Source organism: Kitasatospora sp. NPDC127116, from assembly GCF_042677365.1.
Classification (GTDB): Bacteria; Actinomycetota; Actinomycetes; order Streptomycetales; family Streptomycetaceae; genus Kitasatospora; species Kitasatospora lactacystinica.
The window spans coordinates 39,766-54,471 of sequence record NZ_JBHXTL010000065.1; the positions used below are offsets into that span (position 1 = coordinate 39,766).

Consider the following 14,706-nt stretch of genomic DNA (forward strand, 5'->3'; position numbering starts at 1 on the left):
CGTTTCGCTTGCCCTGCGGACTACTTTCCGGTGCCGACCAGCTCCGGTTCCTCGTCCGCGCCCTCGCGCCGGTTGCGCAGGATCGACGAGCCGAGCGCCAGCCCGATGAAGGCGACGCCGATCAGCCCGGTGACGATCTCCGGGATGTGGTACTTGATCCCGATCAGCAGGATCGCCGCCAGCGCGCCGATGGCGTAGTGCGCGCCGTGCTCCAGGTAGACGTAGTCGTCCAGGGTGCCCTTGCGGACCAGGAAGACGGTCAGCGAGCGGATGTACATCGCGCCGATGCCGAGGCCCAGGGTGATCTGGAAGATGTCGCTGGAGATGGCGAACGCGCCGACCACGCCGTCGAAGGAGAACGAGGCGTCCAGGACCTCCAGGTAGAGGAAGAGGAAGAACGCGGCCTTGCCGCCGACCTGGACGATCGACTTGCCGGCCTTCTCCGCCTCCTCCTCGCGCTCCTCCTCGGCCTCCAGCCCCGACTCGAAGATCGAGGAGAGGCCGTTGACGGCGAGGTAGGTGACCAGGCCGAGGACACCGGCGAGCAGAACGGTTTCCGCGTGCTCCCCGGCGAAGAAGTTGGAGGCGAGCAGCAGGGCGACCAGGGCGACGACGGTGGAGAAGGCCTCCAGCTTGCCGACCTTCTCCAGCGGGCGCTCGATCCAGGCCAGCCAGTTGTAGTCCTTCTCCTCGAAGATGAAGTCGAGGAAGATCATCAGCAGGAAGACGCCGCCGAAGGCCGCGATGGCCGGGTTGGCCGCTTCCAGGTACTGGCCGTAGGTGAGGCCCTCGTAGGTCTTCTCGGAGTGCAGCGCGAGGTCGATGACCGTCGTGGGGCTGAGCTTCGCGGTGAGGCCGACGACCAGCAGCGGGAAGACCAGGCGCATGCCGAAGACCGCGATGAGGACACCGACGGTCAGGAAGATCTTCTGCCAGTACGGGTTCATCCGCTTCAACACCGTGGCGTTGACCACCGCGTTGTCGAACGACAGGGAGATCTCCAGGATGGAGAGCATCAGCACGATGCCGAAGCCTTGGGCTCCCCAGAGCAGGCCGGCCGCGATCAGGCCGATGACGGTGATCGCGAACGACCAGCCGAATGTGCGGAGGAACACGGGAGTTGGCTACCTTTCGGGTTCTGGCCGTGCCGGGGGCGGCCTCGTCCCCGAGACGTCCTGACCGGGCCCGGCCCGGTCAGGTCACCCCCGCACTGCCCTCTGTTCTCATGATCGGGTCGGGTACGACAAGTCCGATTTCCGCCTTTACTGTACGTTCACGCCGAAGTCGAGCGCGATGCCACGCAGGCCGGAGGCGTACCCCTGACCCACTGCGCGGAACTTCCACTCGCCCGCGTAGCGGTACAGCTCACCGAAGATCATCGCGGTCTCGCTGGACGCGTCCTCGGACAGGTCGTAGCGGGCGATCTCCTGGCCGTCGACCGAGTTGACGACCCGGATGTAGGCGTTGCGGACCTGACCGAAGTTCTGGAGCCGCGCCTCGGCCTCGTAGATCGAGACCGCGAAGATCACCTTGTCGGCCTGCGCCGGGACGAGGTCCAGGCTGACCAGGACCACCTCGTCGTCACCCGTTTCGTCGCCGCCGGTGAGGTTGTCGCCCTGGTGCTCCACCGAGCCCTCGGGGCTCTTGAGGTTGTTGTAGAAGACGAAGTACTCGTCACCGAGCACTCGCCCGCCACCGCAGATCAGGGCGCTAGCGTCGAGGTCGAACGGGGCGCCCGTGGTCGAACGGGCGGACCAGCCGAGGCCGATCTGGACCTGCGTCAGGTTCGGCGCGGCCTTGGTGAGCGAGACGTTGCCACCCTTGGCGAGCGTGACCACCATGACGTTCTTCCTCCCTTGCTTCTCCCGGGGCGCCATCCAGGTGTAGTCCCCCGCGGCCCCGGCCGACCGGTTCTGGTCGGCTGAACTTCCTGAACTCACATCCTCGCAGTGCGAGGAACCGCCTCGGCACCGGGCCGGACGAAGCCGGGGCGGCCCCGGACCTCGGAGGTCCGGGGCCGCCCCGGGAGAACGGCGCGCAGCCCGCGCCGCAGGGCGCCGGCGCGGGCTCAGACGTTGACGCCGAAGTCCTGCGCGATGCCGCGCAGACCGGAGGCGTAGCCCTGGCCGATGGCGCGGAACTTCCACTCCACGCCGTTGCGGTACAGCTCGCCGAAGACCATCGCGGTCTCGGTGGAGGCGTCCTCGGAGAGGTCGTAGCGGGCCAGCTCCGTGTTGTCGGCCTGGTTCACCACGCGGATGAACGCGTTGCGCACCTGGCCGAAGTTCTGGCCGCGGGTCTCGGCGTCGTAGATCGACACCGGGAAGACGATCTTCTCGACGTCCACCGGCACGCCGGCCAGGTTGACCTTGATCGCCTCGTCGTCGCCCTCGCCCTCGCCGGTCAGGTTGTCACCGGTGTGCTCGACCGAGCCGTCCGGGCTCTTCAGGTTGTTGAAGAACACGAAGTTGCCGTCCGAGGTGACCTTGCCCTGGGCGTTGCACAGCAGGGCGCTGGCGTCCAGGTCGAAGTCCGCGCCGGTGGTGGTCCGGACGTCCCAGCCCAGGCCGACGACCACGGCGGTGAGGCCGGGTGCCTCCTTGGTGAGCGAGACGTTGCCGCCCTTGCTGAGGCTGACTCCCACTAGTCCTCCAAGAATCGGGAGGCACGTCCAGTGGTGCCCCCGGTGGTGCGGTCCGGGGCGGCGGGAGGCCCATCGGCTCCCGCATCCCACCCCGCCAACGGCCCGAGCGTAGTACGGGGTTCCCGTCCGCACCCCTGATCAGGCCGGACACGGCCCCGGGGCACTCGGCCGGCGGGTGCCCCGGGGCGCTCACGACCCGGCCGAGGCGCGTGCGGGGCCCGTACGGGGGTCTCAGAGCGCCGCGAGGACCTTCAGGTACTCCTGCTCGTCCCGGGCGTCCGGGAGGCCGTTGACGACGCTCCAGCGCACCGTGCCCGTGGTGTCGATCACGAAGGTGCCGCGCAGCGGGCAGCCCCGCTCCTCGTCGAGGACGCCGTAGGCCCGGGTGACCTCGCCGTGCGGCCAGAAGTCGGCCAGCAGCGGGAACTCCAGGCCCTCCCGGTCGGCGAAGACCCGCTGGGAGAACTGCGAGTCGCAGGAGAGGCCGAGCACCTGCACGGTGTCGTTCTGCAGGCCCGCCAGCTCCCGCTGGATCGCGCCCAGCTCGCCCGTGCACACACCGGTGAAGGCGAACGGGTAGAAGACCAGGACGACGTTCCGCCGGCCGCGGAAGTCGGAGAGCCGGACGGCCTCGCCGTGCTGGTTGTTGAGCTCGAAGTCCGGAGCCGGGGTGCCGACCTCGATGGCCATGAGCGGGACCTTTCTGACGCGACCGCGCCGCGCGGCGGGCGCGGCGGGCCACATCCTCGCATTCGTTTACGGCCGTTGCGCCGAACGGATGAGGCGGGTGGCCGCGGCCCGCCGCACGTGCTTCGGAGACCGCTCAGCGCTTGGCGCCCTTCGCCGTGGACTTGGTCGCGAGCCTGGTGGCCGCCCAGTCCTTGACGATGTTGATCGAGCTGGTCTGGGAGAGGCCCGCGGTCTTGGCCGCGTCGCTGATGTCGGAGGCCTCGATGTGGCCGTCCCGCCCGGTCTTGGGCGTCATCAGCCAGATCAGGCCGCCTTCAGCGAGGTACTCCAGCGCGTCGACGAGGGCGTCGGTGAGGTCCCCGTCGTCGTCGCGGTGCCACAGCAGAACGGCGTCGGCGACGTCGTCGTAGTCCTCGTCGACGAGATCCGTCCCGATGAGCTCCTCGATTCCCTCGCGGAGCTCCTGGTCAGTGTCGTCGTCGTACCCCAGCTCCTGGATGATCTGGCCCTCTTCGAAGCCGAGACGGGTCGCCGGGTTGGACTTGTCCGCGGGGTCCGCGGTCGCGCTCACGGGAATAACCTCCAGTATTCGGCCCGGCATCCATGCCGGGGCTGTGGCCGTAGTCCACACGGGCGCGGCGGTTCGCGCAAGTACCCGACCCCCGATCCCCTCCAAAGGTTGACGTGTCGCAGGGGGACACGCCGCGCGAGGTGGCGGGAATCACACCGATTTGCCCTTTTCTGCATGGTCCAAGGATGCTTCGGGTGGTCCCGGCCCACAGGCCGTACGCACGCCCGAGATGCGAACGGCATTCGGGTCCGCGCGTGCGCGGGCGTAGAGTCTCCTGTTGGCCCTCACCCCGGCCGCCCGCCATCGGGTGGACGGGACACCAGGTCGGACCACCTCTTTTCGTAACACCCGGGGGTGTGCGGAGCGGACGAAGACGCCCGCACCGCACGCCGCCAGACCGGGCCGCCCGCCGGGCGGACCGGTTACCGATCGGTAGAGATGACGGATCTCCGAGCGCGGTAGCACGATGGAGGCGGCGCGACACACCTCAGTTTCGACCGACAGTGAAGGAACAGCGTGGCTTCCGGATCCGATCGCAACCCGATCATCATTGGCGGCCTTCCGAGTCAGGTCCCGGACTTCGATCCCGAGGAGACCGCGGAATGGCTGGAGTCGCTCGATGCGGCCATCGACGAGCGGGGGCGTGAGCGTGCCCGTTACCTGATGCTGCGGCTGATCGAGCGCGCCCGCGAGAAGCGTGTCGCCGTGCCCGAGATGCGCAGCACGGACTACGTCAACACCATCGCGACCAAGGACGAACCGTTCTTCCCCGGCAACGAGGAGATCGAGCGGAAGATCCTCAACGCGACCCGGTGGAACGCGGCCGTCATGGTCTCCCGGGCGCAGCGCCCGGGCATCGGCGTCGGTGGCCACATCGCCACCTTCGCCTCCTCCGCGTCTCTGTACGACGTCGGCTTCAACTACTTCTTCCGCGGCAAGGACGGCGAGGGCGAGTCCGGGGACCAGGTCTTCTTCCAGGGCCACGCCTCCCCCGGCATCTACGCCCGCGCCTTCCTGCTGGACCGGCTCACCGAGCAGCAGCTCGACGCGTTCCGCCAGGAGAAGTCGAAGGCCCCGTACGGCCTCTCCAGCTACCCGCACCCGCGGCTGATGCCGGACTTCTGGGAGTTCCCGACCGTCTCGATGGGCCTCGGCCCGCTCGGCGCGATCTACCAGGCCCGGATGAACCGCTACCTGGAGCACCGCGGGATCAAGGACACCTCCGACTCGCAGGTCTACGCCTTCCTCGGCGACGGCGAGATGGACGAGCCCGAGTCGCTCGGCCAGCTGTCGCTGGCCGCCCGCGAGGGCCTGGACAACCTGACCTTCGTGGTCAACTGCAACCTGCAGCGCCTGGACGGCCCGGTCCGCGGCAACGGCAAGATCATCCAGGAGCTGGAGTCCCAGTTCCGGGGCGCCGGCTGGAACGTGATCAAGCTGGTCTGGGACCGCAGCTGGGACCCGCTGCTCGCGCAGGACCGCGACGGCGTCCTGGTCAACAAGCTGAACACCACGGTGGACGGCCAGTTCCAGACCTACGCCACCGAGACCGGCCAGTACATCCGCGAGCACTTCTTCGGCGGCGACCTGCGCCTGCGCGCCATGGTCGAGAACATGACCGACCAGCAGATCCAGCACCTGGGTCGCGGCGGCCACGACCACAAGAAGATCTACGCGGCGTTCAAGGCGGCCCGCGAGCACAAGGGCCAGCCGACGGTCATCCTCGCCCAGACGGTCAAGGGCTGGACGCTGGGCCCCAACTTCGAGGGCCGCAACGCCACCCACCAGATGAAGAAGCTGACGGTCGAGGACCTGAAGCGCTTCCGCGACCGGCTGCACCTGCCGATCACCGACAAGCAGCTGGAGGAGGGCTACCCGCCCTACTACCACCCGGGTCGCGACTCGGAGGAGATCCAGTACATGCACGACCGCCGGGAGGAGCTGGGCGGCTACGTGCCGACCCGCAAGGTCCGCCCGCGGAAGCTGGAGCTGCCCGGCGACGACGCGTACAAGGCGGTCAAGAAGGGTTCCGGCAACCAGACCATCGCCACCACCATGGCGTTCGTCCGGGTGCTCAAGGACCTCATGCGGGACAAGGGCATCGGCAACCGCTTCGTGCCGATCGCGCCGGACGAGTACCGCACCTTCGGCATGGACTCGCTCTTCCCGTCGGCGAAGATCTACAACCCGCTCGGCCAGACCTACGAGTCGGTCGACCGGGACCTCCTCCTCGCCTACAAGGAGTCGCCGACCGGCCAGATGCTGCACGACGGCATCTCCGAGGCGGGCTGCACCGCCTCGCTGATCGCCGCCGGCTCCTCCTACGCCACCCACGGCGAGCCGCTGATCCCGGTGTACGTCTTCTACTCGATGTTCGGGTTCCAGCGCACCGGCGACCAGTTCTGGCAGATGGCCGACCAGCTGGCCCGCGGCTTCGTGATCGGCGCCACCGCCGGCCGCACCACGCTGACCGGTGAGGGCCTGCAGCACGCCGACGGCCACTCGCACCTGCTGGCCTCGACCAACCCGGGTGTCGTCGCGTACGACCCGGCGTACGGCTTCGAGATCGCGCACATCGTCCAGGACGGTCTGCGGCGGATGTACGGCTCCAGCGCCGAGCACCCGCACGGCGAGGACGTGTTCTACTACATGACCGTCTACAACGAGCCGATCAAGATGCCGGCCGAGCCCGAGAACGTGGACGTCGAGGGCATCCTCAAGGGTCTGCACAAGTACGCGCCGGGCACCGCCGGCCAGATCCCGGCCCAGATCCTCGCCTCCGGCGTGGCCGTGCCGTGGGCCCTGGAGGCCCAGCGCATCCTCGCCGAGGAGTGGAACGTCAAGGCCGACGTCTGGTCCGCGACCTCCTGGAACGAGCTGCGCCGCGACGCGGTGGAGGCCGAGGAGTTCAACCTGCTGCACCCCGAGGAGCAGCAGCGCGTGCCGTACGTCACCCAGAAGCTCCAGGGTGCCGAGGGCCCGGTCGTCGCGGTGTCCGACTGGATGCGCGCGGTGCCGGACCAGATCGCCCGCTGGGTGCCGGGTCAGTACCAGTCGCTGGGCGCCGACGGCTTCGGCTTCGCCGACACCCGTGGCGCGGCCCGTCGCTTCTTCCACATCGACGCGCAGTCGGTCGTCCTGGGGGTGCTCACCGAGCTCGCCAAGCAGGGCAAGATCGACCGCTCGGCGCTGAAGGACGCGATCGACCGCTACCAGCTGCTGGACGTGGCCGCGGCCGACCCGGGTGCCGCCGGCGGCGAGGCCTGATCAGCCCGTAGGCACTGAGGGGCCGGACTCCCGTCGGGGGTCCGGCCCTTCGGCGTTCGCCGCGGCGCGGCCTTCCGTCCGGTCCCCGGAGCAGCACGACGGCCCCGGACTCCGACGAGTCCGGGGCCGTGGCGCGGCGGGGCCGGTCAGATGTGCACGGCCGGGCCCGCGTCGGTGGCGCCGCGGCGGGTGAGCAGGCCGAGCACGGCGGCGCCGAAGGCCACCACGGCGGCCACCGCGAAGGCCAGCGACATGCCGCTCACGAAGGACTCGTGGACGGCGCCGGCCATCGCGTCCACCGCCTGCTGCGGGGTGCCGGCCGGGGCCGGCGGGGCGATGCCCAGCTGGGCGGCCTGCTTGAGGCCCTCGCCCGCCTCGCCCTCCACCGGCGGCAGACCGGCCTTGGCCCAGTTGCCCGGCAGGACGTCGCCGACCTTGGCGGCCATCAGCGCGCCCAGCACCGCGGTGCCGAGGCTGCCGCCGACCTGCATCGCGGCCTGCTGGAGGCCGCCGGCCACGCCGGACAGCTCCAGCGGGGCGTTGCCGACGATCACCTCGGTGGCGCCGACCATGACCGGGCTGATGCCCAGGCCCATCAGGACGAACCAGAGCGACATCACGCCGTTGCCGGAGCCGGTGTCCAGGGTGGACATGCCGAACATCGCGGTGGTGGTGATCAGCATGCCGGCCACGATCGGGATGCGCGGGCCCAGCTTGCCGATCGCCAGGCCGGCCAGCGGCGAGCCGATGATCATCATGCCGGTCATCGGCAGCAGGTGGACGCCGGCCTCGACCGGCTTCATCCCGTGGACGTTCTGGAGGTAGAAGGTCACGAAGAAGATCGCGCCGAAGAACGCGAAGGCCATCAGCACCATCAGCAGGACGCCCGCCGACAGCGGCACCGAGCGGAACAGGCCGAGCGGGATCAGCGGCTCGCGGGCCTTGCCCTGCCAGAGCGCGAACAGCACCATCAGGACCACCGCGCCGATCAGGAACAGCAGCGTCCGACCGTCGCCCCAGCCCCACTCGGGGGCCTTGATGATGCCGAAGACCAGCGCGAACATCCCCACCGAGAGCAGCGCGATGCCGGGCAGGTCGAAGGACTTGGCGGCGTTCTCGGCCCGGACGTCCTTGAGGATCCACACGCCCAGCGCCAGCGCGACCAGGCCGACCGGGATGTTGATGAAGAACACCGACTCCCAGTTGACGTGCTCGACCAGCAGGCCGCCGACGATCGGTCCGGCCGCGGTGGAGGCGCCGATCACGCCGCCCCAGATGCCGATCGCCATGTTGAGCTTCTCGGCCGGGAAGGCCCCGCGCAGCAGGCCCAGCGCGGCCGGCTGGAGCAGCGCGCCGAACAGGCCCTGGAGCACCCGGAAGGCGATCACGGTCTGGATGTTGCCGGCGAAGCCGATCGCGGCCGAGGTGACGGCGAAGCCCGCCGCGCCGACCAGGAAGGTGGTCTTGTGGCCGAAGCGGTCACCGATCTTGCCGGCGGTGATCAGGAAGACCGCCAGGGCCAGCAGGTAGCCGCTGGTGACCCACTGGATCTCGGAGGGCGCCGCGTGCAGCTTCTCCTGGATCACCGGGTTGGCGATGGCGACGATCGTGCCGTCCAGCGCGACCATCATGACGCCGACCGCGACGGTCAGCAGGGTCAGCCAGGGGTGTCCCTTGAGACCGCCCCCCGACGGTGGGTTCGGCGGCGCGTCCGCCTCGGAGTTCTTCACGACGGACTGACTCATCTGGGCCCTCCGGGGGCGTGGCTCGGTGCGGGACATGGGCGTGGCGCCCCGGCCCACCCGTCCCCACAGGTGCCCCGGCCCGACGGGCGCCACCCCGGCAGATTATGTCAGCCTCTGACATTCGGCAAACAGTGACTTCTGACCATCACTGCCATTTGTCAGAGCGCTAAAGTTGTGGTCCCACCCGCCACACCCAGCGCTCCGGAAGGCCCCCGCCATGGCCGCTCACACCCCCCGCACCACCGGCACCCCGGCGGGCCCCGAACGCGCGCCGGGCCTGCGCGAGCGCAAGAAGCAGCAGACCCGCTACGCCCTGATCCAGGCCGCCCACCTGCTCTTCCTCAGGCAGGGCTTCGCCCACACGACCGTCGACGAGATCGCCTCCGCCGTCGACGTCTCCCAGCGCACCTTCTTCCGCTACTTCGCCAACAAGGACGAGGTCGCGCTCGCCGTGATGGCCGTGGCCGAGGACTACTTCATCGAGTGCCTGCGCCACCGCCCGGCCGAGGAGACCCCGCTCCAGGCCCTGCGCGCCGCGATCGTCAAGGCCTGGCGCGACCTCGGCAGCGAGGAGTCCGCCGGCCCCGGTTCGATCCACAGCGCCCTGGAGCTCATGCGGATGATCGAGGAGACGCCCCCGCTGCTCGCCGCCCAACTGCGCCGGGTCACCGAACAGGAGCGCCTGGTGGTCCAGGTGCTCGCCGAACGCGAGGGCCTGGACCCGGCCGAGGACCTGCGCCCCGCCGTGCTCGCCGCCGTCTTCGGCAGCCTGCTGCGCTCGGCCCACCTGTCCTGGAGCGCCGAGCACGCACCGGCCGGCCCCGAGGGCATGGTCGCGGTGATCGAGCGCTACTTCGACCAGCTCGGCCCGGCCCTGGCCGGCCACTGGCGCAGCCCCGCGTAGCACCCGGCGCCGCACCCGGGTCATACCGGGGTATCACCCGGTACCCCGGTAGCCCCGCGGAAGTTCGCGCTCCAGTGCGACGACCCGCACGGCCCGCCCTCCTAGGCTGGCCCACGATGAAAACGCCCACCGAAGCCGACGCCCGCGCGTTCGCACTGCGCCAACTGCGCTCCCTGCGGCACCACCTGACCACCCCGAGCGAGGACGCGACCCCGCTGCTCGGCGACTCCCGGCGGCGCTGGGTGCGCCGACTGCCGTACATCGTCGTGATCGCCCTGCAGGGCTCGCTGATCCCCACCGGCATCGCCAACCTGGTCGGTTTCTACGACCTGGTGCTGCCGGTGGCCGCCGCGCTCACCATCGCCCAGACCACGCCGCTGTTCCTCGCCGTCACCCGGCCGCTGACCGCCTGGTGGATCAGCGCCGCCGCCATGGTCGCCACCGCCAGCATCACCGCCCGCCACGACCAGCTGATGGGCAGTTGGCCGTGGACGGCCCCGATGATCATCGCCTACGTCTTCCTGCTGCTCGCCCTCGCGCTGCGGGAGAGCCGGGCCACCGTGGTCTCGGTCTGGGTGGCCACCGTGCTGCTCACCGCGCTCACCACCACCCTCGGCCTGCCCCGCTCCGGCGACGGCACCACCGTGCTGCTGATCGCACTCAGCGGCGCCGCGCTGCTGCTCGGCTGGGCCGTCCGGGACCGCGCCGTGGCCCGCCGGCTGCTCACCGAGCAGGAGCACATCAGCGAGGCCGAACGCGAACGCCGCACCCTGCTGGAGGAACGCGCCCGGATCGCAAGGGAGTTGCACGACGTGGTGGCGCACCACATGTCGGTCATCGCGGTGCAGGCGGCCAGCGCGCCGTACCGGATCACCGGGGTGCCGGACGAGGCCGCCGAGGAGTTCACCGCGATAGCCGGCACCGCCCGCGAGTCACTGGCCGAGATGCGCCGGCTGCTCGGCGTGCTGCGCAGCGAGGAGTCCGGCGGGGAGAAGGCACCGCAGCCCGGGGTCGGCCAACTCGCCCAGCTGGTCGAGACGGTGGGCCGGGCCGGGGTGCCGGCCGAGCTGACGGTGGAGCCGGACCTGGTGGACCTGGTGCCGCAGGCCGTCGGCCTGTCCACGTACCGGATCGTGCAGGAGGCGCTGGCCAACGTGGTGCGGCACGCCCCCGGCGCGCGGACCTGGGTGTCGCTGACCGCGGACGGCCCGGCACTGCTGGTGACGGTGGTCAACGCGCCCCCGCCGGAGCGCACCGAGTCGCTGGAGGCCTCGGTCGAGGGCACCGGGCAGGGGCTGGTCGGAATGCGTGAACGCGTCCGGCTGGTCGATGGCAGGCTGGACACCGGCCCGCTGCCGGACGGCGGCTTCAAGGTGGCCGCCGTCCTGCCCCTCGACCCTCCAGACACCCCCCGGGAGACCACCGCATGACCATCCGCGTGATCATCGTCGACGACCAGGCCATGGTGCGCGCGGGCTTCGCGGCCCTGCTCAACGCCCAGAGCGACATCGACGTGGTGGGGGACGCGGCGGACGGCGCCCAGGCCCTGGAGGTCAACGGCCGCACCCACCCGGACCTGGTGCTGATGGACGTCCGGATGCCCGTCATGGACGGCCTGGAGGCGGCCCGGCGGCTGCTCGACCCGGCCGTGCCGGGCGCCCACCGGCCCAAGGTGCTGATGCTGACCACCTTCGACGTGGACGACTACGTGTACGAGGCGCTGCGCGCCGGGGCCAGCGGCTTCCTGCTCAAGGACGCCCCGCCGGCCGACCTGATCGCCGCGGTCCGGGTGGTCGCGGCCGGCGAGGCGCTCCTCGCCCCCTCGGTGACCCGCCGGCTGATCGAGGACTTCGCCCGCACCCGCCCGGCCAAGCGCCACGACCCCAAGGTACGGCTCAACGGCCTGACCCCGCGCGAGACCGAAGTGCTGGAGCTGATCGCCCGCGGCCTGTCCAACCAGGAGATAGCCGCCAAGCTGGTGCTCGCCGAGCAGACCGTCAAGACCCACATCGGGCGCATCCTCGCCAAGCTCGGCCTGCGCGACCGCGCCCAGGCGGTCGTCCTGGCCTACGAGTCCGGCCTGGTGACCCCAGGTCAGTAGGAGCAGCCGTTCGCCCCCTCTGATACCCGGGTAGCACCCGGGAGTTGGCCCCGCGGTGTGACGTCCGCGGGGCCGTCGCGTTCCTACCTTCCTCCCCATCGGACGCCGAACGGATTCGGCGGCCGAACGGACGAGGGAGGGCAAGGACATGCGCAGGTTTCGGGCCGGACGGGCGATCGCCGCCACCGCGGTGGCGCTGGCGGTCGTACTCGGCGCGGGCGGCTGGGCCGCCGACACCCAGACCGCGGTCACCGGCCCGCCGCCCGGCAGCGCCGCCTGGACGGCCGACTCCTCGCTCGGCCGGCGGCTGCCCGACCCGGCCACCACCACCCCGGCCGGCGTCGCCGCGTTCTTCGCCGGACTCGCCCCGGCCGCGCAGGACGCCCTGGCCGTCCGGCACCCGCTGGTGGTCGGCAACCTGGACGGCGCCCCGGTCGCCCTCCGCTACCGGGCCAACGCCCTGGCCCTGACCGCCGAGCGCACCCGCGAACTCGCCCGGGCCACCGACCCCGCCCTCACCCCGCAGGACCACGAGGCCGCCAGCACCCGCGCCGAGCGCTACCGCGCCCTGCTGGACGGCGGCCGGCGGATCCTCGCCTTCGACCCGCGCGGCCGCGGCCAGGTCGCCGAGGTGTACGGCGACCTCGCCACCGCCCGCCGCACCGCCGTGATCGTCCCCGGCTCGGACATCGACCTGCTCCGCTTCGACCGCGCGTCCGGCCCGTACGGCACCCCCGCCGGCATGGCCCGCGCGCTGCTGGACGCCACCGACGGGCGGACCGCCGTGATCGCCTGGGCCGGCTACACCACCCCGCTCGGCCTCGGCCCGGACGCCGCCACCGAGGACCTGGCCCGGGCCGGCGCCCCCCGCCTCACCCGGCTGCTCGACGGACTCGCCGTCACCACCCGCCCGCAGGCCCCGCCCACCGTGTTCTGCCACAGCTACGGCTCGGTCGTCTGCGGCCTGGCCCGCCCCACCCCCGCGCAGGCCTCCGGCGTGGTGGTGCTCGGCTCGCCCGGCATGGGCATCGGCTCGGCCGCCGACCTCGACCCGGGCGTCCCGCTCTGGGCCACCGCCCGCAACGACTCCGACTGGATCGGCGACGTGCCCAACGTCCGGCTGTTCGGCCTCGGCCACGGCGCCGACCCGACCGCCCCCGGCTTCGGCGCCCGCCCGCTGCCCGCCACCGGATCCCACGGCCACGACGGCTACTTCGCCCCCGGCACCGCCTCCCTCGCCGCCTACGCCGCCGTCGCGCTCGGCCGCGCCTGACCGCCCGCACCGGAAGGAGCACCACCATGGCCAGCACCCTCGCCCCCCGGCCCCGCACCGCGGAGCCCCGCACGCCCCGGCCCCGCACCCCCCGGCCGCTCACCGCGCTGCGCCGCGCCGCCGCGCGGGTCGACGCGAAGACCCCGGCCCACCGCGACCGCGCCCTGGACGGGCTGCGCGCCCTCGCCCTGCTCGCCGTACCGGTCGGCCACTGGATGCTCGGCGGCCTCACCCGCTCCCCCGACGGCGCCCTGCACAACACCAGCCCGCTCTCCACCCTCGGCTTCTTCGCCCCGCTCAGCTGGGTGCTCCAGATGCTCGGGGTGTTCTTCCTGGTCGGCGGCCACTCCTCGGTCCGCTCGCTGGAGCGGGCCCGGGCCAGGGGCGTGACGTACGGCGGCTGGCTGCGGGCCCGTACCGTCCGGCTGCTGCGCCCGGTGCTCGGGGTGACGGCCGTCTGGGCGGCGCTGGTCCCGCTGCTGCCCGCGCTCGGCGTCCCCGCGGACACCCTGCGCACCGGTGCCACCCTGGTGGTGCAGCCGCTCTGGTACATCGGGGTCTACCTGGGGCTGACCGCGCTCACCCCGCTCTGCGTGGCCGCCGGGCGCCGGCTGGGCGGCTGGTCCGCGGGCCTGCTGGTGGCCTCGGTCGCCGCCGTCGACCTGCTGCGGTACGGGCCGTGGGCCGGGGCGGTGCCGTCCTGGGTCGCGCTGCTGAACATCCTGCCGGGCTGGCTGTTCGGCTACCAGCTGGGCGTGCTCTGGGCGCAGGGCCGGCTCGGCCGCCCGGCGGCCCGGCTGCTGCTGCTCGGCGGCGGGGCGCTGTTCGCCGCGCTGCTGCTGGTCTTCCACTACCCGGCCAGCATGGTCGGCGTGCCCGGGGCCGCGCGCACCAACTCGCACCCGCCGTCCCTGCTGGTGCTCGCCCTGGCGGCGTTCCAGTGCGGCGCCGCGGTGCTGCTGCGGGAGCGGCTGGGCCGGCTGCTGACCCGCCGTCCGCTGCTCTGGCTGCCGGTCGTGGTGGTCAACCTGTCGGCGATGACGATCTTCTGCTGGCACCAGAGCGCGATGCTCGCGGTCGCCGTGCCGGGCGCGGCCGGGCTGGGTGCCGTCCCGGGGCTGACCACCGCGCCGGACTCGCTCGGCTGGGTGGCCGCCAGGCTGGCGCTGCTGCCGCTGTTCGCCGCCGTGCTGGTGGCGCTCGGCTGGTTCACCCGCCGGTTCGACGGCCCGTGGACGGCCTTCTCGCGGGGCGGCAAGGCGGTGGCCGGCGCCGCGGCGGCGCTCTTCGCGGCGTACGCGCTGGGCGTGGTGTGACGGCCCACCGGGTGCGGGCCGCTCCGGGCGGCGGAGCACGGCGTGCCGCAGGGGCGCGGGCCGATCGGCCCGCGCCCCAGCGGCACGCAGTCGGTGTCCTGCCCAACCCAGCCGCCAATGTGACCGTCGACGAGTTCCGCAACATGGCGCAGGCCCAGCCGGAACCCGCCCCGGAGCCGACCAGGGACAAAGAGA

The 14,706-nt window shown here is 71.9% G+C and carries 12 protein-coding genes; 6 read left to right on the top strand and 6 right to left on the bottom strand.

Annotated features, from left to right (window positions below; translation table 11 throughout):
- Nucleotides 1-20: 20 nt before the first annotated feature.
- The 5 genes from ACFVHV_RS24705 to ACFVHV_RS24725 all read right to left on the bottom strand — a co-directional run bounded on the left by ACFVHV_RS24705 (nt 21) and on the right by ACFVHV_RS24725 (nt 3,905).
- Nucleotides 21-1,115 carry a DUF475 domain-containing protein gene (locus ACFVHV_RS24705; RefSeq protein ID WP_359914475.1) on the bottom strand — a complete coding sequence of 365 codons (1,095 nt, stop codon included), beginning with the start codon at nt 1,113-1,115 and terminating at the stop codon, nt 21-23.
- A gap of 147 nt (nt 1,116-1,262) precedes the next feature.
- The gene (locus ACFVHV_RS24710; protein WP_359914478.1) at nt 1,263-1,841 is read right to left on the bottom strand and encodes a TerD family protein; all 579 of its coding nucleotides are present in this window, start codon (nt 1,839-1,841) and stop codon (nt 1,263-1,265) included.
- Between the two features lie 227 nt (nt 1,842-2,068).
- Nucleotides 2,069-2,644: a TerD family protein gene (locus ACFVHV_RS24715; RefSeq protein WP_359915653.1), complete on the bottom strand. Its 576-nt coding sequence runs from the start codon at nt 2,642-2,644 to the stop codon at nt 2,069-2,071.
- Between the two features lie 231 nt (nt 2,645-2,875).
- Entirely contained in the window at nt 2,876-3,334 is a 459-nt protein-coding gene (locus ACFVHV_RS24720; RefSeq protein ID WP_359915651.1) for a peroxiredoxin, read from the bottom strand.
- A 133-nt stretch (nt 3,335-3,467) separates the two neighbouring features.
- Complete coding sequence (locus ACFVHV_RS24725) at nt 3,468-3,905, bottom strand: DUF3052 domain-containing protein (RefSeq protein ID WP_359913037.1); 438 nt, start codon at nt 3,903-3,905, stop codon at nt 3,468-3,470.
- A gap of 516 nt (nt 3,906-4,421) precedes the next feature.
- Here ACFVHV_RS24725 and aceE point away from each other — a divergent pair.
- The gene (gene aceE, locus ACFVHV_RS24730) at nt 4,422-7,172 is read left to right on the top strand and encodes a pyruvate dehydrogenase (acetyl-transferring), homodimeric type (RefSeq protein ID WP_359913040.1); all 2,751 of its coding nucleotides are present in this window, start codon (nt 4,422-4,424) and stop codon (nt 7,170-7,172) included.
- Nucleotides 7,173-7,318: 146 nt separating this feature from the next.
- Here the strand turns inward: aceE and ACFVHV_RS24735 are convergent, their stop codons facing one another.
- Nucleotides 7,319-8,917, bottom strand: a complete 1,599-nt coding sequence (locus ACFVHV_RS24735) for an MFS transporter (RefSeq protein WP_359913043.1) — start codon at nt 8,915-8,917, stop codon at nt 7,319-7,321.
- Nucleotides 8,918-9,134: 217 nt separating this feature from the next.
- On the opposite strand from ACFVHV_RS24735, the gene ACFVHV_RS24740 reads away from it, so the two are divergent.
- The 5 genes from ACFVHV_RS24740 to ACFVHV_RS24760 all read left to right on the top strand — a co-directional run bounded on the left by ACFVHV_RS24740 (nt 9,135) and on the right by ACFVHV_RS24760 (nt 14,511).
- A complete protein-coding gene (locus ACFVHV_RS24740; protein WP_359913046.1) occupies nt 9,135-9,821 on the top strand; it encodes a TetR family transcriptional regulator in 687 nt (228 codons plus the stop codon).
- Nucleotides 9,822-9,937: 116 nt separating this feature from the next.
- Complete coding sequence (locus tag ACFVHV_RS24745; protein ID WP_380353476.1) at nt 9,938-11,251, top strand: sensor histidine kinase; 1,314 nt, start codon at nt 9,938-9,940, stop codon at nt 11,249-11,251.
- Nucleotides 11,248-11,922, top strand: a complete 675-nt coding sequence (locus ACFVHV_RS24750) for a response regulator transcription factor (RefSeq protein ID WP_359913052.1) — start codon at nt 11,248-11,250, stop codon at nt 11,920-11,922. Before ACFVHV_RS24745 ends, ACFVHV_RS24750 begins: the two co-directional genes overlap by 4 nt.
- A 148-nt stretch (nt 11,923-12,070) precedes the next feature.
- Nucleotides 12,071-13,195: an alpha/beta hydrolase gene (locus ACFVHV_RS24755; RefSeq protein ID WP_380353478.1), complete on the top strand. Its 1,125-nt coding sequence runs from the start codon at nt 12,071-12,073 to the stop codon at nt 13,193-13,195.
- 26 nt (nt 13,196-13,221) lie between these two features.
- Complete coding sequence (locus ACFVHV_RS24760) at nt 13,222-14,511, top strand: acyltransferase (protein ID WP_359913058.1); 1,290 nt, start codon at nt 13,222-13,224, stop codon at nt 14,509-14,511.
- Nucleotides 14,512-14,706: the final 195 nt, after the last annotated feature.